Source organism: Streptomyces sp. BK022 (assembly GCF_004217355.1).
Taxonomy (GTDB): domain Bacteria; phylum Actinomycetota; class Actinomycetes; order Streptomycetales; family Streptomycetaceae; genus Streptomyces; species Streptomyces griseoluteus.
This window is the reverse complement of sequence record NZ_SHKU01000004.1, coordinates 744,838-762,353: the sequence shown is the minus strand read 5'-3', so window position 1 is coordinate 762,353 and position 17,516 is coordinate 744,838. Positions and strand designations below refer to the sequence as shown.

The following is a 17,516-nucleotide window of genomic DNA, read 5'->3' as shown; positions in this document are numbered from 1 at the left end:
GGCCTTCGCACCGGCGCGGGTCACAGGGGTGAATGGACGAGCACCGTGACGTAGGCGCCGTACAGCACGGAGACGACGGCCAGGGCGCCGCCGACCAGGAGGACCGCGGCGGGGCGGGTGCGCCAGGCGCGGGTGAGGGCGCGGGCGGCCGGGATGAGCAGCGGGAAGGCCGGCAGCAGGAAGCGCGGCTTGGAGGAGAAGGAGCCGGAGCCGAGGACCACCAGCAGCACCAGGACGCCGGCGAAGGCGACCAGGGCCAGCGGGGGGCGTTCCAGGCAGAGCAGCGCGAACAGCACCAGGCTGATCAGCACGAGGGCGAGGGCGACGGGGTAGATGACCTGGCCGCCGTGGGCGAGCAGCGCGCCGACGAAGCGGGCGGCACCGGCGCCGAAGTCGACGCGGGACCCCCAGGCGCCCTGCACCGCGAAGTAGCCCCCCGTCAGGTCGCCGGTGCGCGAGCCGACCCACAGGACGTAGCCGAGCCAGCCGAGCGGGGCGAGCAGGGCGGCCGCCCATACGCCGGGGGCGACCTGTCCGCGCCGCAGCACGATCCGCTGCGCGGCGGCGGCGATGACGGCGGCCGCCACGGCGAAACCGGTGGGCCGGGCGAGGCCCGCCAGGAGGGCGAGCGCACCCGCCCACAGCCAGCGGTCCTTGAGCACGCAGTACAGGGACCATGCGGCGAGGGCGGCGAAGAGCGACTCGGTGTAGGCGATGGTCAGCTCCACCGCGTGCGGCAGCGCGGCCCACAGTGCGACGAGGGCGGTGGCGGTGGCGCGGCCGTACAGACGGTGGCCGATGAGGTAGACGCCGTACGCGGCGACGACGGCGGCCGTGCAGGAGACGAGCAGGGCCGCCGCGGCCGGGGTGAGCGGGAGGACGGTGTCGGCGGCCCGGACGAGGGCCGGGTAGAGCGGGAAGAAGGCCCAGTCGCTCTGCACTCCCCCCGTGGGAGTGATCCAGATGAGCCGGCCGTAGCCGTGCGCGGCGATGTTGAGGTACCAGCGCGAGTCCCAGGAGTGGGCGAGGCTGTGCACCAGGGGGCGGCCGGTCAGCGCGTTGGTGGCGATCACGGCGGCGATGCCCGCCGCGCGGACCGCCGCGAACAGCGCGAGGGCGAGCAGGGCGCCTTGCGGTGCGCGGTGGCGGACGATCAGGGGCAGTGCGCGGCGGCGCGGCGGGCCGGGGGCGGTGGCCGCTCCGGGCCGGGGTGCGGAAGACGTGATCACGCTCCGACCATGGTCACGGGGTACCGGCGGTGCAATGCGGTGCCAGGGTGTCGCGTGTTCTTCCACCCTGATTCAGGAACGGCGGCCGGGCCGACCCCCCTGACAGGCGGCTCTGGTGATCAAAGTAGGGTGTGTCTACCATATGAGCGCCGCCTAGCTCGAAAGATAGATCTGTGACTGTCAACGACGACTCGTTCACGAACTGGATGCACCGCGAGGAGATCGCGGAGTCGATGATCCCGATCATCGGGAAGCTGCACCGCGAGCGGGACGTGACCGTCCTGCTGCACAGCCGCTCCCTGGTGAACAAGTCGGTGGTCAGCATTCTCAAGACCCACCGCTTCGCCCGGCAGATCGCGGGAGCGGAGCTGTCGGTCACCGAGACGATGCCGTTCCTTAAGGCGCTGACCGCCCTCGACCTCGGCCCCTCCCAGATCGACCTCGGCATGCTGGCCGCGACGTACAAGGCCGACGACCGGGGACTGAGCGTGGCGGAGTTCACCGCCGAGGCGGTCGCCGGGGCCACCGGCGCCGAGAAGATCGAGCGCCGCGCGCCGCGTGACGTCGTGCTGTACGGCTTCGGCCGCATCGGCCGGCTGGTCGCGCGCCTGCTGATCGAGAAGGCCGGTTCGGGCAACGGCCTGCGGCTGCGGGCCGTCGTGGTCCGGGGCGGTGGCGCCAAGGCCGCCGGCGACCTGGTCAAGCGGGCCTCGCTGCTGCGCCGCGACTCGATCCACGGTCAGTTCCAGGGCACCATCACGGTGGACGAGGACGCCAGCACGATCATCGCCAACGGCAACGAGATCAAGGTGATCTACGCCGACGACCCGTCGTCCGTGGACTACACCGAGTACGGCATCCGCGACGCCATCCTGATCGACAACACCGGCAACTGGCGTGACCGCGCGGGTCTGTCGAAGCACCTGCGGCCCGGCATCGACAAGGTCGTGCTGACCGCGCCCGGCAAGGGCGACGTGCCGAACATCGTGCACGGCGTCAACCACGACACCATCAAGCCGGACGAGCAGATCCTGTCCTGCGCCTCCTGCACCACCAACGCCATCGTTCCGCCGCTGAAGGCCATGGACGACGAGTACGGGGTGCTGCGCGGCCACGTCGAGACGGTCCACTCGTTCACCAACGACCAGAACCTGCTGGACAACTACCACAAGGCCGAGCGCCGGGGCCGGTCCGCGCCGCTCAACATGGTGATCACCGAGACCGGCGCCGCGTCCGCCGTGTCGAAGGCGCTGCCGGACCTCAAGGCGCCGATCACCGGCAGCTCGATCCGGGTGCCGGTGCCCGACGTCTCGATCGCCATCCTGAACCTGCGCCTCGGCCGCGAGACCACCCGCGAGGAGGTCCACGACTACCTGCGCGAGGTGTCGCTGACCTCTCCGCTCAAGCGCCAGATCGACTTCACCACGGCGCCGGACGCGGTCTCCAGCGACTTCATCGGCTCCCGCAACGCCTCGATCGTCGACGGCGGCGCCCTGAAGGTCGACGGCGACAACGCGATCCTCTACCTCTGGTACGACAACGAGTTCGGCTACTCCTGCCAGGTGGTCCGGGTCGTCCAGCACGTCTCGGGCGTGGAGTACCCGACGTACCCGGCGCCGGAGGTCTGAGCGACCCGGCAGCACACCGAGGGCCGTCCTCCCCGAGCGGGAGGGCGGCCCTCGGGTCTGTCCAGCAGGGCCAGGAAGTCTCCGGGGGATCAGAAGCCGGTCGGATCAGTCCGTGACGGGCAGGCACTCGGCGAGCAGGGCGACGACGTCACACCAGGCTCGCCGCGCGTGCCGGGGGTGGTGGCCGACGCCGGGACGCACGGTGTGCCCGACCGGCGGATGGTGGAAGGCGTGCAGGGCTCCCCCGTAGACCGTGAGGCGCCAGTCGACGCCGGCGGCCTGCATCTCGGCGGTGAACGCTTCCCGTTGCGCGGGCGCCATGATCGGGTCCTCCGACCCGACCCCGGCCCATACCGGGCAGCGGATGCGCGCGGCCTCGCCCGGTCGGCCCGTGATCAGCCCGTTGACCGTCGCGATCGCGCGCAGGTCGACACCGTCGCGCCCGAGTTCCAGCGCGATCGCGCCCCCGGTGCCGTAGCCGACGGCGGCCATCCGGTCGGGGTCGGTCCGCGGTTCGGAGCGCAACACGTCCAGCGCCGCGTGGCCGATGCCCCGCATCCGGTCGGGGTCGGCGAGCAGCGGCATGCAGCGGGCCAGCATGTCCTCGGGCTCCCCCAGGTAGCGCCCGCCGTGCAGGTCGAAGGCCAGCGCCACATACCCCAGCTCGGCGAGGGCATCGGCCCTGCGGCGCTCGACGTCGCCGAGCCCCGTGCCCTCCGGTCCGAGCAGCACCGCGGGCCGACGGTCGACACCGGCCGGGAGCGCGAGGTGCCCGATCATCGTCAAACCGTCGGCCGGATACTCGACCGTACGCGTCGTGATCGTCGTCATGAGTCCGGACGCTAACTGACCACCGCGCCCGCCCAGGGTGGTGTTCACCGACGGCAGACAGCGGTCCGCCCCGTCCGGGGGACCCGGTGGCCGCCGCAGGTGCTGCCTACACCTGGTTCTCATTTGCCTAAACCTTTTAGGCAGATACATAATCGGTCAGGTTCTTGAGGAGGCGGGTCCATGGTGCGTGCGGGTCTGAGCACGGAACGGCTGGTGCGGGCCGGTGCGGAACTGGCCGACGAGGCCGGGTTCGAGCAGGTGACGGTGTCGGCGCTGGCCAGGCGGTTCGACGTGAAGACCGCGAGCCTGTACTCGCATCTGCGCAACTCCCACGACCTGCGCACCCGGATCGCGCTGCTCGCCCTCGAGGAGCTGGCCGACCGCGCCGCCGAGGCCCTCGCGGGCCGGGCCGGGAAGGACGCCCTGACCGCCTTCGCCCACGCCTACCGCGACTACGCCCGCGCGCACCCCGGCCGCTTCGAGGCGGCCCGGTACCGGCTCGACCCGGAGACCGCCGCCGCCAGCGCGGGCGTCCGGCACTCCCAGATGACCCGGGCGATCCTGCGCGGCTACGACCTCGCCGAGCCCGAGCAGACCCATGCCGTACGCCTGCTGGGCAGTGTGTTCAGCGGCTATGTGGGCCTGGAGTCGGCGGGCGCGTTCGACCACAGCGCCCCCGGTTCGCAGGAGTCCTGGGACCGCGCCCTCGACGCGCTCGACGCCCTCCTGCGCAACTGGCCCGCCTCCTGAACTCCCCTGCCCCTACTGCCGACGGACCCCCCATGCCCACCGACTGGACCACCACTGCCCTCACCGCCGACCTCGTCCGGGGCGCCCTGGAGCTGGAGCGCACCGAGCGCGGCCTCCTCCCCCACCGGCTGCCCGCCCGGGCCCGCGCCCAGTGCGCCGACCCGCAACTGCACATGGTGGAGTCCCAGCCCTCCGGCGTACGGCTGGTGTTCCGCACCCGTGCCACCGTGATCGAGCTGGACACCGTGCCCACCAAGCGGGCCTACCTGGGCGCACCGCCGCGCCCGGACGGCGTCTACGACCTGCTGGTGGACGGCCGCCCGGCGGGCGCCGCCACGGTCACCGGCGGCGACACGCTGACCCTCGACATGTCCACCGGCGCCGCCGAACTGACCCCCGGTCCGGTCGGCACCGCCCGCTTCGGCGGGCTGGCGGCCGAGGACAAGACCGTGGAGATCTGGCTGCCGCACAACGAGACCACCGAGCTGGTCGCCCTGCGCACCGACGCGCCCGTGGCGCCCGCACCCGCCTCCGGCCGGCCGGTGTGGCTGCACCACGGCAGCTCCATCAGCCACGGCTCGGACGCGGCGAGCCCGACCGGTGTCTGGCCCGCCGTCGCCGCCTCGCTCGGCGGGGTCGATCTGGTCAACCTGGGCCTCGGCGGCAGCGCGCTGCTGGACCCGTTCACCGCCCGCGCGCTGCGGGACACCTCGGCCGATCTGATCAGCGTCAAGCCGGGCATCAACCTGGTCAACACCGACCTCATGCGGCTGCGGGCGTTCGGGCCCGCCGTGCACGGCTTCCTGGACACCATTCGCGAGGGCCACCCGGACACACCGCTGCTCGTGGTCTCCCCCATCCTGTGCCCGATGCACGAGGACACCCCCGGCCCCACCATGCCCGACCTCTCCGCACTGAGCGAGGGGCGCCTCGTGTTCCGCGCGGCCGGGGACCCGGCGGAGGCCGCCCAGGGCAAGCTGACGCTGAACACGGTACGGGCGGAGCTGGCCCGGATCGTGGCGCAGCGCTCCGCCGAGGACCCGCGTCTGCACCTGCTCGACGGGCGCGAGCTGTACGGCGAGGCCGACTTCGCGGAGCTGCCGCTGCCCGACGGACTCCACCCGGACGGCGCCGCGCACCGGCGGATCGGCGAGCGGTTCGCCGCGCTCGCCTTCACGCCGGGCGGCCCCCTGGCGCCCCGCGCCCGGTGAGCGCGGGGCCGCCGGGTCAGACGAGGTGGCCGAAGACGACCAGGTTCTCGGTGTAGTCCTTGGCCGAGTGGTCGTAGTCCCCGGCGCAGGTGATGAGCCGGACCTCGGGGCGCTTGGCGTTCGCGTACACCCGCTCGCTGGGGAAGTCGTCCTTGGCGAAGGTGTCGGCGCTGTCCACGACGAACGTGGCGGTGTTCCCGTCGGCGCGCTCCACCGAGAAGCGGTCGCCGGGCGCCAGGTCGTCGAGGTTGGCGAAGACGGCCGCCGAGGTGGTCGTGTCCACGTGGCCGGCGATGACCGAGGTGCCCTTCTCGCCGGGCGAGGCGCCCTTGCCGTACCAGCCGACGAGGTTGGTGTTGCCCGCGGGCGGGGGCTCCAACTGGCCGTTCGAGGCGAGGACGAGGGCGGTGAAGGGCGCGTCCACGCCGATCTTGGGGATGCGCAGCCGGGTCGGCGCCGAACGGGGCAGCGGGGCTCCCGCCTGGACCGCGCCCGCCGTCGCGGTCTTGGTGCGGGCCGCGTCGGTGCCGTCGCCGGTGCCGTGGTGGCCGCCGAAGACGCTGAGCGCCAGGATGACGATGGCCGCTCCCCACAGCGTCAGCCGGCCGCCCCGGCCCGCGTTGTCACCGGAAGGGTCTGCTGCCATCGGACACCACCTCGCTCGGGCACGGCAGCACAGGGATCTGGATCAGGGGGCGCGGGCCGCCGACGCGGTACGGCGTCGACGGCGGCCACGGCCCCTGGGTCGCGGGGGCGGTCAGGCGGCCGGACCGGCGGCCTTCCTGCGGCGCAGCGCGTAGGCGCCGACGGCACCCGCGGCGAGGACGGCGACGCCGCCCGTGGTCACACCGCCGGAGCCGGCGAGGGCGCCGCCACCGGTGTGCATCCCGCCGCGCGGTTCGTCGGAGTCGCCCTTGCCCCCGGAGTCCTTGCCGCCGCTGTCCTTGCCGCCGCTGCCGCCGCCGTCGCCCTTGTCCTTGTAGCTCTCCGGGTCGAAGCGGCTGTCGTCGCCGGAGTCGGAGCTCCAGTCGTCGCTGCCGACGGCCGCGAGGGCGCCGCCGCCGGTGTGCATGCCGCCGCGCGGGCCGTCACCGCCGGAGTCGGAGTCGTAGGAGTCGCGGCCGGAGTCCTTGCCGCCGGAGTCGCGGCCACCGGAGTCGCGGCCGCCGGACTCCTTGTCACCGGAGCCCTTGTCGCCGGAGCCCTTGTCCCGGTCCGAGTCGCTGTCCTGCTGCTTGTTGTAGGAGGAGTCGTCCCGGCCCCCGTCGTCCCCCGCGAGCGCGGCGCCGGGAGCCAGGGCGAGGGCGGCGGACGCGGCCGCCGTGGCGAGAAGAATGCGGGCAGAGCGCATGTCGGTGTCCTTCCGCCGTGGCCGGGCAGCTGATTCCTCATCGGCTGACATGACCCGGCCTCGACATGATCCACCGTCGGACCGACCGGCGCCGCGCACCATCCGGGCCGTCCAGCCGGGTCACCTCTCCACCCGTCTGTCCCAGCGACACGCCGATGCGACCCCCGAACGGACCAGTGGGTTACCCGTCCGGCCGGGGGGTGGGGGCCCCGGCCGCAGCACAGGGGCGAAAGGGACGTCAGCGCCCCCCATTCCGGGCAAACTTGGCCGAAAACCGTCGTAGCAACGCTCGAAGTTCCTGACGTGACCGGGCTTTTGCGGGTCGTACTCTGGGGCCGTGGTCGAGCGAGTCGAAGATCCAGCGCTGACGGCGTCCCGGCTGACCGGGCGTCGGGTCACGGGCGGTCCGGTGGGGGCGGGCTCGCCCGCCGAGGTCACCCTGGAGGACGGCACCACGGTGATGGTCAAGCGCGGCGACGGCCCCGGCGCGGTACGCGCCGAGGCGGCCGGGCTGCGCTGGCTCGGTGCGGCGCGTGCGGTGCGGGTGCCGGAGGTGCTCGGGCACGACGAGTGGTCCCTGGTCAGCGAACGGGTGCCGACCGGCGCCGCCGACGCCGGGGCCGCGACGCGTTTCGGCCGGGCGCTGGCCACGCTGCACGCTTCCGGTGCCCCGGCGTTCGGCGCCGCCCCGCCGGACGGGCCCGTGGAGGCGTACATCGGCCGGGCGCCGATGCGCAACGTCCGGGGCGACGACTGGCCCTCCTGGTACGCCGAGCACCGGGTACTGCCGTATCTGCGGTGCGCCGTCGACGCGGGGACGGTCCGGGCGGGCGAGGCAGGGGTGATCGAGGCGGTGTGCGAGCGGCTGCCCGCACTAGCCGGTCCCGCCGAGCCGCCCGCGCGCCTCCACGGCGATCTGTGGCAGGGCAACGTCCTGTGGGGCGCCGACGGCGAGGTCCGCGTCATCGACCCGGCCGCGCACGGCGGCCACCGGGAGACCGACCTGGCGATGCTCCGCCTCTTCGGCTGCCCCCATCTGGAACAGGTGCTCGCCGGCTACGAGGAGAGGCGCCCCCTCGCCGACGGGTGGCGCGACCGGGTCGGGGCGCATCAGCTGTTCCCGCTGCTGGTGCACGCGGTGCTCTTCGGCCGAGGCTACGCGGAACAGGCCCTGTCCGCCGCGCGCGCCACCCTGGCCGGGTGAAGCAGGCTCGCACCGGGGGCGGACGGGGCAGACGAATGTGCGGTGGGGCGCAGCCACCGCGGCCCGCGCGGCGTCCTTCCTGCTGACCCATCGGTTCACGGTGCCTCCCTCCGGGCCCCGGTAACGGAGCGTGAGGAAACCAACCACTCGTTCGATTCGTATAAGGACGTGAAGGACGAAACAGGGGAGAGACCATGCAACCGTTCACGCTCAACTACGCACGGCCCGCCGGTCAGTCGGATGCCACCGCTCCTTACGCGTACGACTCCGCGCTGCAGTTGAACGTCCTGCCGGACGGGCGGATCGCCGCGACCGACCACGCCATCCTGCTCACCCTGGGGACGACCACCTCCACGGCGGGCTCCAAGACGCACTTCGACGACTGATCGCGGGCCCCCGACGATGACCGTGCTCATCCTGACCAGTGACGAGGACGTCACGGCCGACATGGTGGTCCTGCGGCTGGGCGAGACGGGGGTGCCCGTCGTGCGGTTCGACCCCGCGGACCTCACCAACGGGGTGGCGCTCACCGGCGAGTACGCCGGGGACGACTGCGGCGGCCGGCTGTCCGTCGGCGGGCGACTGGTCGGGATGAGCGGCCTGCGCTCCATCTGGGTGCGCAGGCCCGGAGACGCGGCCGCCCGTGCCGCCCAGCCGTCCTCCTGGCTGACCCAGGAGTCGGCGCAGGCGCTGTACGGGATGCTGCGGTGCAGCGACGCCCGCTGGATGAACCATCCGGACGCGGCCCGCCGTGCCCGGCACAAGCCGTGGCAGCTGCGGCTCGCCCAGCGCAGCGGGCTGCCGGTGCCGGCCACGCTGATCACGACCTTCCCCGACACGGCGCGGGAGTTCGCCGAGCGGCACCGGGACGTGGTGGTCAAGCCGGTCTCCGGAGCGCATCCGCAGGAACCGCCGCGCGCGGTGCCGACCAGCCGGGTGGCGCCGGGCACCGACTTCAGCGCGGTGGCCTTCGGTCCGACGCTGCTCCAGCAGCGGGTGGCCAAGCGGGCCGACATCCGGCTGACGGCGGTCGGGGACCGGCTGCTGGCGGCGCGCAAACCGGTCGATCCGGATGCCCACCCCGACCATGTGGACGTCCGCTTCGCCCCGTCCGTCTCCCCCTGGCTCGCCGCCGAGGTCCCCCCTCGGGTGGCGGCGTCGGTCCGCCGCTATCTGACGGCCGCCGAGCTGGCCTACGGCGCCTTCGACTTCGCGGAGGACGCGGACGGCACGTGGTGGTTCCTGGAGTGCAATCAGTCGGGCCAGTTCGGTTTCGTGGAGCTGGACACCGGTCAGCCGATCGCGGAGACGATCGCCCACTGGCTGGCCGGAGACGACCGGCCCGTGGAGCCGTATACCCACGACAAGAGGGACGCCGTCCCTTGATGCCGTGGAGCACGGTGTGAAGAGAAGGGAGCGCTCGATGCGCATCGGACTGCTGGGAACGGGCCCCTGGGCGCGCGCCGCACACGCCCCGGCGCTGGCCGGTCACCCCGGTGTGGAGTTCGCCGGGGTGTGGGGGCGCGGCCCGGAGGCGGCGGCCGCGCTCGCCGGGGAGTACGGGGTGCGGGCCTACCCGGACGTGGACGAGCTGCTGGCCGATGTGGAGGCGGTCGCGGTGGCGCTCCCGCCGTCGGTGCAGGCGGAGTTGGCGGTGCGCGCGGCACGGGCCGGGCGGCATCTGCTGCTGGACAAGCCACTGGCGCTGGGCGTGGCCGAGGCGCGGGCGGTGGCCGAGGCCGCGGAGCGGGCCCGGGTGGCGTCGGTGGTGTTCTTCACCACCCGGTTCCAGAAGGAGCCGGAGGCGTGGATCGCGGAACAGGCCGCCGAGGCGGGGTGGTTCACGGCGCGGGCGCACTGGATGGGCTCGGTGTTCACCAGCGACAGCCCGTTCGCGGCGTCGGCGTGGCGGCGGGAGAAGGGCGCGCTGTGGGACGTGGGCCCGCACGCGCTGTCCGTCCTGCTGCCGGTGCTGGGTGACGTACGGCAGGTGCTCGCGGCGGTGCACGGTCCCGCCGACACCGTGCACCTGGTGCTGGACCATGCCACCGGGGCGTCGAGCACGCTGACGCTGAGTCTGTCGGCGCCGCCCGCCGCGGCCGGGGCCGATGTGGAGCTGCGGGGCGAGTCGGGGGTGGCACTGCTGCCGAGGAGCTCGGAGGGCGCGGTGCCCGCGCTGGCCCGTGCGGTGGACGCGCTGGCGGCAGCCGCCCGCACCGGCCGCCGGCACGCCTGCGACGCCGCGTTCGGACTCCGGGTGACCGAGATCCTCGCGGCGGCACAGGCACGCCTCAGCGAACCGGTCGACTAGCCGGCCGCTGCCCCCTCCCCCCAGAAGTTGACCCGTTCCCGTACGACCGGATAGCCGGCCGTGGTGAAGTGGGCGGCCATCGGGAAGTTCCCCTGGTCGGTGGCGGCCGCGATGAAGTCGGCGCCCTGGCCGGCGAGGAAGTGGGTGCAGTCGGCCAGCAGGTCGTAGGCGTAGCCGTGGCCGCGCTGCTCGGGGACCACGCCGATGAAGCCGACACAGGGCCCGGAGGGGTTGCGGGCCGGAACGTGGATACCGGCTGTCTCGCCCTCGGGGGTACGAGCGACACGCCACCACTCGCGGGGCGAGGGCACCAGTGGAAGAAGTCCAGCTCTTCCTGGGCGGCGAGTTCCACTCCGCCCTTCTCGATGGCACGCCGGGCGTGCGCGTCGAGGGTGACGGAGTGGATGCGGCGCAGGGCGTCCAGGAAGACCTCGTCGTCCGGGTCCGGGGTGAACTCGAGGCGGCCGGGCTGCTCGGGCAGGCCGAGGTCGGGGGTCCAGCGGTAGAGGAAGCGCTCGACGAGGGGCTCGTACCCGGCGAGGCGGGCGGCGGCGGTGCGGGTGGCGACGGCGGCGGCGAGGTGCGGGTCGCCGCGCCAGCCGGGTGGGAGGTCGAGTTCGAGTTCCGGGGTGGCCCAGGGGGCGGTGCGCAGCAGTTCGGCGCCCGCCGCCTCCTCGCCCTCGGCCACGTCGAACCAGTTGATCAGCAGGGGGGCGGGGTCCTCGGCGCGGGCCCACCAGGCGGCGCGGGCCACGGGGCGTCCGTCGCGCAGGGCGACGCGCTGCCAGTCGGGGCGGTAGCGGGTGGTGCGGTGCCGCTCGCTCAGGCCGAGCGGGTCGGGCAGGTCGTGGAACAGGTGGGCACTGCTCGGATCGAGCGTGCGGATGACCGGTGCGGTCAAGGTGTCCTCCGGGAGATGTGCCTGTGGTGGTGGCGCTCCCGGTCCGGTCAGGTGGTGCACACCCGGATGACGGAGTGGAGGGAGCGCGCGTGCGGGGTGACGTACATGACGCTCGCCTCCTTCCTGGTCCGTCTCGGGCGTGCTCGCGCCACAGTAGGGGGCCGCTCGCGCGGGCGTCCAGGGGTTTTACGGGGCGGGCGGCGGGGGCGGGCCCGGCGTAGCGTGGGCGTGTGAGATCGCTGCGTGGCTGGTCACCGGGGCGAGCGCGGGAGCGGCGCGGCTGGCTGCGGGGTGCTCCCCCGCCGGCGTGGGTACGGGTGCTTCCGGTGCTGCTGCTGATCGCGGTGACGCTGGCCAGCCTCGTCACCCCGCACGCGAGCGATCTGGGCTTCCTGCTCGGCGCGATCCCGCCGCTGGCGGTGCTGTCGTACGGGCCCCTGGCCACGGCGGCGCTCGGCGCGCTGGTGATCGTGTCGCTGCTGGTGCCACTGACCCATCTCGACCGCCCCGGCGACACCGACCTGCTGACCATCGCCTTCGTGGCCGTGCTGAGCGTGTTCGTGTCCTACGTACGCAGCCGCCGGGACGCCCAGCTGGACACCGAGCGGGAGATCGGGGAGGCGGTGCAGCGGGCGGTGATGCCCCCGCTGCCGGAGCGCGTCAAGGACCTGCGATGCGTGGGTTTCAGCCGGGCAGCGCAGGACGGGACACTGCTGGGCGGGGACTTCTTCGACGTCCGGGATGGCCCCTACGGGGTGCGGGCGGTGATGGGGGACGTCCAGGGGCACGGCCTGTCAGCGGTGCGGACGGTGGTGGCGCTGCTGGGCGCGTTCCGCGAAGCGGCGCTGGACCAGCGGTCGCTGGAGGCGGTGGCCGCCCGGATGGACCGCAGGCTGGTGGCGGACTCGTCCGGGGTCCGGCACCCGGAGCTGTTCGCCACCGCGGTGCTGCTGGAGTTCTCCGCCGACACCCGGACGGTACGGGTGGTGGCCTGCGGGCACCCGCCGCCGGTACTGCTGCGCGCGGGAGGGGCGCGGGAGCTGGCGGTCGCGCCGGGGCCGCCGCTGGGCATCGGTCTCCTCGGGGTCGAGCCGCCGAAGGAGGTCACGGTGACACTGGACCCGGGCGACCGCCTGCTGATCGCCACCGACGGCCTGTGGGAGGCGCGGGACGCGTCCGGCCGTTTCTACCCCCTGCCCGAACGCCTGGCCGCCCTCGCGGACACCGGCACCACCGCACTCCCGGACGCGCTCTGGGAGGACGTACGCCACCTCGGCCACCACGTGGACGACGACGCGAGCGTGCTGGTACTGGCCCCGGAGCAGTCGCCCCGCTGAGTAGGAGCAGTCGCCCCGCTGAGTACCGGCGCTCACCCGGACGGCCGACGGGCGGGGCGGAGGAAGCGCTCCTATGCTGAGAGCCCGGGGCGCCAGCCCCGCAGCTCCGGCTCTCACGTGCTTGGAGTCAGCTCATGCCCCGTTTCCCAGCACACCTGCGCCGGAGGCTCGCCGTCGCGGCCGCCCTCGGCGCACTCGTCGCCCCGCTCACCGCGGTCCCGTCCCTGGCGGCGCCGGCCACCGCGGACTCTCCGAGCCCCTCCCCCACGGGACCCGACGTACAGGCCCTCACGCCCGAGGTGAACCGGCAGATCGACGACGCCGTGCAGCGGGTGATGCGCGAGGCGGACGTCCCCGGTGTCACGGTCGGGATCTGGACCCCGGACAAGGGGAATTACGTCCGTTCCTTCGGGGTCGCCGACAAGAGCAGCAAGCGCCCGATGTCCCCGGATCTGTACATGCGGATCGGCAGCGAGACCAAGACGTTCACCGTCACCGCGCTGCTGCAACTGGTCGACCAGGGCAAGGTGGACCTGGACGACCCGATCGGCCGGTACATCGCCGACGTGCCGAACGGCGACAAGATCACGCTGCGCCAGCTCGCCGACATGCGCAGCGGGCTGTTCAACTACTCGGAGGACCCGGACTTCTTCAAGGCGCTCACCTCGGACCCGCAACGCTCTTTCACCCCGCAGCAGTTGCTGGACTACGCCTTCAAGCACCCGGTGCAGTTCCAGCCGGGAGCGAAGTTCGAGTACTCCAACACCAACCTCATCCTGCTCGGCCTGGTCGTGGAGCAGCAGAGCGGACAGGGGCTCGGGGACTACATCCAGCAGCACGTCCTGGACCCGGCCGGGATGAAGCACACCTCGTTCCCCGAGGGCAGCGAGTTCCCGAAGCCGCACGCGCAGGGGTACACCAACCAGACGGCGGACGGGAAGGTCGCGGAGACGGCAGGCTGGAACCCGTCCTGGGGCTGGGCGGCCGGCGCGATGGTCTCGAACCTGGAGGACATGCGGGTGTGGTCCCGCACGGTGGCCACCGGGCGGTTCCCGGACGGCGAGCGGATGATCAGCCCCGCCACCCAGCGCCAGCGCCTGCTCACCCCGCCCACCGGCTACCCCGACGCGGGCTACGGCCTGGGCATCTTCGACGTGCACGGCTGGATCGGCCACAACGGCTCGCTGCCGGGGTACGAGTCGCTGACGGTGTATCTGCCCTCGGCGCGCACCTCGCTGGTGGTGCTGCTGAACACCGACATCGCGCATGACGGCCAGGAGCCGAGCACTCTGTTCGGGCAGGCCGTCACCAGGATCATCTCCCCCGGCCACGTCTACGACCTGCCCGCGCAGAACCCCCGGCACTGAGTCCGCGACCGGGCCGGGGCGCGGCCACGCGGAAGGGGTACGACCGGCCCCCCGCTCCGGTCGTACCCCCGCTGGACTGCCGAACTTAACCGCGGGGCCCGGCGGTCGCCATCGCAGCGGTGCCCGCTCCGTGCCGGTGAGCACTCACCCGTGCACGGGTGAGTCCGCTTGGTCCCCGTTCGCTCCGGCCTCGGGGGCGGCGAGGGTGCCGTCCGCGAGATGGGCGAGGACCACCTCGTACAGGTCGCTCCCGCCCGCGAGGAGCTGGCGTTCCAGGACGGGTTCGGCGGCGCGGACGTGTTCACGGACCGTCTGGGCGTGGACGCCCCGCTGCCCGGCGGCCCGTTCGGCGTTGGCGCCGGCCGAGATCCAGGCGCTGAGGGTGGCACGCAGGTCGCGGCCGTCGCCGTCCAGCCGGCCGAGCAGGTCGCGGGCCCAGTCGCGCAGCGCGGCGGAGTCGAGCAGGTCGCTGAAGCGGGGCCCGGTGTGCGGGGCGGTTCCGGGTGCGTAGGGGCCGTGCGCCGCCTCGGTGAGCAGGGCGAGTCGGACGACGGTGCGGGTGGTGAGGTCGGTCAGGTCGGTGTCCAGCAGGGACTGCAGCCGGTCCATGCGGGCGCGGACGGTGTTGCGGCTGACGCCGAGCACCTTGGCGGCGCTGACCGCGGTGAAGTCCAGGCCCAGCCGGGTGGTGGCCAGCAGCTCGGCACGGGTGTGATGGGGCAGCGTGTCCAGCGGGCGCAGGGTCCGGGCCGACCAGGTGCGCAGCGCGGCCGGGTCCAGCAGGCGTTCGGGGTGGGTGCGTTCGGCGTAGACGGCGCTGCGGCCGGGGCTGAACCGGGCGACGGCGAGGGCGCTGACGGCCTGCCCGTAGGCGGTGGCGGTCCGGGCGAGGCGCTGGTCGAGGCTGCCGCCGAGGTAGGTGCCGGGGCGGTCGGCGACGAGGCCGCGCAGCCTCTCCCCCGGCGCCGGGGCGGGGCTGACGACGATGACATGGCCGTCCATGGCGGGGCAGCGCACGACCAGCGCACGGCCCTCGGTGACGTCGGCGCACTCCTCGGCGAGGGCGTCGCGTCCGGTGGGCGAGCCCTCGACGACCCAGACGCGGGCGGTGTCCTGTTCGAGCAGGCCGGGCCAGAGTCCGGCGGCGACGCGGCGGGCGGAGACCACGTCCTCCACCATGAGCAGTTGCAGGACGGCCAGGCGCAGGTCGGCGGAGGCACGGCGCAACCGGCGTGCGGATCGGGCGAGTTCACCCTCCCTCAGCAGCAGTCCGAGGACGCTCGCGGTGCGGTGCACGATCTCGGCGGCGCGCCGGTCGAAGGGATCGGGCCGGACCACGGTGAGCACGGCACCGGCCGCGCGGCCGGGTCCCGGGTGGCGGATGCCGACCACCTGGACATGGCGTCCGGCGTCCTCCAGCGCGGCGGCGGAGATCCGTCCGGTGGCCACGTCGGCGTGGACGGCTCTGTCGGCGGTGAGGCGGTCGCCGGCGAGGAGCCGGCCGTCGGCGTCCTCGAGGCTGGCGGTGGCGTGGACGGTACGGGCGAGCCAGGCGAGGACCCGGCGTGGGTGCCGGACCGCGGGCCGCAACTGGTCGAGCAGCTCTTCCGCCCAGGTGGCGGTGGTGTCCTGCGGCGGTGGGGCGTGCGTGCCCTCGCCGGCTCGGGCGGCCACGTGGTGCACCTCGTCCCCGTCTCGGCCTCGGCGTTCGACCGCCGACGTTACCCGACACCCCCGCCGGGCGTCGCGGGTGGACACGGGCGGGGCTCCGCCGGTGGCCTGGGGGGCATTGGCCACCGGCGGAGACGGCGGGGCCCGGAGCTGGGGGGGGAGTGCTCCGGGTGCCTCGACGTACGGCTGCCCCGGTCTCCGCGCTTCACGCCTGGCCGGGTGGTGGTGCGCGAGGGACGGTTGGGGACGGCTTAAGCTCGGCGAATGGCCAAGTACTTCGACGTGCACCCCGACAACCCGCAGCCCCGCGCCGTGGCGCAGATCGCGGACGCGGTCCGGTCGGGGTCGCTGATCGCCTACCCCACGGACTCGTGCTACGCGCTCGGCTGCCGGCTGGGCAGCAAGGAGGGCATGGAGCGCATCCGTGCCATCCGCAAGCTGGACGACCGGCACCACTTCACGCTGATGTGCCAGAACTTCGCGCAGCTCGGTCAGTTCGTCCGCATCGACAACGACGTGTTCCGGGCGGTGAAGGCGGCGACGCCCGGCAGCTACACCTTCATCCTGCCGGCCACCCGCGAGGTGCCGCGCATGCTGCTGCACCCGAAGAAGCGGACCGTGGGTGTGCGCATCCCCGACCACGTGGTGACCCAGGCGCTGCTGGCCGAGCTGGGCGAGCCGCTGGTCTCCAGCACGCTGCTGCTCCCGGACGAGGAGGAGCCGCTGACCCAGGGCTGGGAGATCAAGGACCGGCTCGACCACGTGGTGGACGCGGTGGTGGACTCCGGCGAGTGCGGCACCGAGCCGACCACGGTGGTGGACTTCTCCAGCGGCGAGGCGGAGATCGTGCGGGTGGGCGCGGGCGACCCCGCGCGGTTCGAGTAGTCCGACAAGGAAGTGTGCTGATCATGACCGAGGTACAGGGAACGACCGTCACCATCCCCACCCGGGACGGGGACGCCGACGCCTATCTCACCCACCCCGCCGACGGACGGCCGCATCCCGGAGTCCTCTTCTACCAGGACGCCTACGGGCTGCGGCCCTGGCTGAAGGGGATGGCCGACCGGCTCGCCGCCGAGGGGTACACCGTACTGGTGCCCAACGTGTTCTACCGGCAGGGCACGGCGCCGGTGGTGGAGCTGCCCGAGTTCATCGACCCCGGGTCCGACCCGACGATCTGGGAGCGGCTCGGCCCGCTGGTGCACTCGCTCACGCCGCAGCAGGCGGAGGTGGACGCGGACGCGTTCCTCGGCTGGCTGGAGGAGTCGCCGCTGGTGGCGGCCGGACCGGTGGCGGTGACCGGGTACTGCATGGGCGCCCGGCTCGCGCTGCGCGCGGCGGCCACGCACCCCGAGCGGGTGGCGGCGGTCGCCGGGTTCCACGGCGGCAACCTGGCCACCGAGGACCCGGACAGCCCTCACCTGGGCGCCGGCCGCATCACGGCCGAGGTGTACTTCGGCCACGCCGACCAGGACGCCTCGATGCCCGAGGAGCAGATGCGCCGCCTGGACGACGCGCTGACGGCCGCCGGGGTGCGCCACACCAGCGAGGTCTACGAGGGCGCGCCGCACGGCTACACCCAGAGGGACACCTCGTCCTACGACGCGGCGGCCGAGGAGCGTCACTGGGAGGCGCTCGACTCCCTTCTGCGGCGCACTTTCTGAACGCTTGTCGACGTCACGGAACGTGTTCGGTTCAACTGATTGACACGTCCGTGACACACAC

Annotated in this window: 16 protein-coding genes and 1 pseudogene; 11 read left to right on the top strand and 6 right to left on the bottom strand. The window is 73.5% G+C overall.

What is annotated here, in order from left to right:
- Nucleotides 1-20: 20 nt before the first annotated feature.
- Nucleotides 21-1,229: a hypothetical protein gene (locus EV284_RS20275; RefSeq protein ID WP_242625742.1), complete on the bottom strand. Its 1,209-nt coding sequence runs from the start codon at nucleotides 1,227-1,229 to the stop codon at nucleotides 21-23.
- A gap of 173 nt (nucleotides 1,230-1,402) precedes the next feature.
- Between EV284_RS20275 and EV284_RS20270 the strand changes: the two genes are divergently transcribed.
- Nucleotides 1,403-2,857 (top strand): glyceraldehyde-3-phosphate dehydrogenase, encoded by a 1,455-nt coding sequence (locus EV284_RS20270; protein WP_130336093.1) that lies wholly within the window; start codon nucleotides 1,403-1,405, stop codon nucleotides 2,855-2,857.
- A 105-nt stretch (nucleotides 2,858-2,962) separates the two neighbouring features.
- Here the strand turns inward: EV284_RS20270 and EV284_RS20265 are convergent, their stop codons facing one another.
- Nucleotides 2,963-3,688, bottom strand: a complete 726-nt coding sequence (locus tag EV284_RS20265) for a dienelactone hydrolase family protein (protein WP_130336091.1) — start codon at nucleotides 3,686-3,688, stop codon at nucleotides 2,963-2,965.
- Nucleotides 3,689-3,868: 180 nt separating this feature from the next.
- Between EV284_RS20265 and EV284_RS20260 the strand changes: the two genes are divergently transcribed.
- Nucleotides 3,869-4,438, top strand: a complete 570-nt coding sequence (locus tag EV284_RS20260; RefSeq protein WP_130336089.1) for a TetR/AcrR family transcriptional regulator — start codon at nucleotides 3,869-3,871, stop codon at nucleotides 4,436-4,438.
- Between the two features lie 32 nt (nucleotides 4,439-4,470).
- A complete protein-coding gene (locus EV284_RS20255) occupies nucleotides 4,471-5,649 on the top strand; it encodes a GDSL-type esterase/lipase family protein (RefSeq protein ID WP_130336087.1) in 1,179 nt (392 codons plus the stop codon).
- Between the two features lie 16 nt (nucleotides 5,650-5,665).
- Here the strand turns inward: EV284_RS20255 and EV284_RS20250 are convergent, their stop codons facing one another.
- On the bottom strand, nucleotides 5,666-6,295 hold the full coding sequence (locus EV284_RS20250; RefSeq protein ID WP_130336085.1) for a class F sortase: 630 nt from the start codon (nucleotides 6,293-6,295) through the stop codon (nucleotides 5,666-5,668).
- Between the two features lie 111 nt (nucleotides 6,296-6,406).
- Nucleotides 6,407-7,000 (bottom strand): hypothetical protein, encoded by a 594-nt coding sequence (locus EV284_RS20245; RefSeq protein ID WP_130336083.1) that lies wholly within the window; start codon nucleotides 6,998-7,000, stop codon nucleotides 6,407-6,409.
- Nucleotides 7,001-7,337: 337 nt separating this feature from the next.
- Here EV284_RS20245 and EV284_RS20240 point away from each other — a divergent pair, with 337 nt between their 5' ends.
- From EV284_RS20240 to EV284_RS20225, 4 genes are all read left to right on the top strand, one after another.
- A complete protein-coding gene (locus EV284_RS20240; RefSeq protein WP_207229082.1) occupies nucleotides 7,338-8,204 on the top strand; it encodes a fructosamine kinase family protein in 867 nt (288 codons plus the stop codon).
- 194 nt (nucleotides 8,205-8,398) lie between these two features.
- Nucleotides 8,399-8,590, top strand: coding sequence for a putative ATP-grasp-modified RiPP (gene tgmA, locus EV284_RS20235; RefSeq protein ID WP_130336081.1), 192 nt, complete (start codon nucleotides 8,399-8,401; stop codon nucleotides 8,588-8,590).
- A gap of 16 nt (nucleotides 8,591-8,606) precedes the next feature.
- Nucleotides 8,607-9,590: an ATP-grasp ribosomal peptide maturase gene (gene tgmB, locus EV284_RS20230; RefSeq protein WP_130336079.1), complete on the top strand. Its 984-nt coding sequence runs from the start codon at nucleotides 8,607-8,609 to the stop codon at nucleotides 9,588-9,590.
- A gap of 37 nt (nucleotides 9,591-9,627) precedes the next feature.
- Complete coding sequence (locus EV284_RS20225; protein WP_130336077.1) at nucleotides 9,628-10,515, top strand: Gfo/Idh/MocA family oxidoreductase; 888 nt, start codon at nucleotides 9,628-9,630, stop codon at nucleotides 10,513-10,515.
- Here EV284_RS20225 and EV284_RS20220 read toward each other — a convergent pair.
- Nucleotides 10,512-11,416: pseudogene (locus EV284_RS20220) on the bottom strand (GNAT family N-acetyltransferase). The gene EV284_RS20225 and the pseudogene EV284_RS20220 overlap by 4 nt on opposite strands.
- 230 nt (nucleotides 11,417-11,646) lie before the next feature.
- On the opposite strand from EV284_RS20220, the gene EV284_RS20215 reads away from it, so the two are divergent.
- Complete coding sequence (locus EV284_RS20215) at nucleotides 11,647-12,753, top strand: PP2C family protein-serine/threonine phosphatase (RefSeq protein ID WP_165425589.1); 1,107 nt, start codon at nucleotides 11,647-11,649, stop codon at nucleotides 12,751-12,753.
- A 134-nt stretch (nucleotides 12,754-12,887) separates the two neighbouring features.
- Entirely contained in the window at nucleotides 12,888-14,120 is a 1,233-nt protein-coding gene (locus EV284_RS20210; protein ID WP_130336075.1) for a serine hydrolase domain-containing protein, read from the top strand.
- 144 nt (nucleotides 14,121-14,264) lie between these two features.
- Here the strand turns inward: EV284_RS20210 and EV284_RS20205 are convergent, their stop codons facing one another.
- On the bottom strand, nucleotides 14,265-15,794 hold the full coding sequence (locus tag EV284_RS20205; protein ID WP_130336073.1) for a helix-turn-helix domain-containing protein: 1,530 nt from the start codon (nucleotides 15,792-15,794) through the stop codon (nucleotides 14,265-14,267).
- Nucleotides 15,795-16,055: 261 nt separating this feature from the next.
- Here EV284_RS20205 and EV284_RS20200 point away from each other — a divergent pair, with 261 nt between their 5' ends.
- Entirely contained in the window at nucleotides 16,056-16,676 is a 621-nt protein-coding gene (locus EV284_RS20200; RefSeq protein WP_165425588.1) for an L-threonylcarbamoyladenylate synthase, read from the top strand.
- Nucleotides 16,677-16,699: 23 nt separating this feature from the next.
- A complete protein-coding gene (locus EV284_RS20195) occupies nucleotides 16,700-17,455 on the top strand; it encodes a dienelactone hydrolase family protein (RefSeq protein WP_130336071.1) in 756 nt (251 codons plus the stop codon).
- The last annotated feature ends 61 nt before the right edge of the window (nucleotides 17,456-17,516 follow it).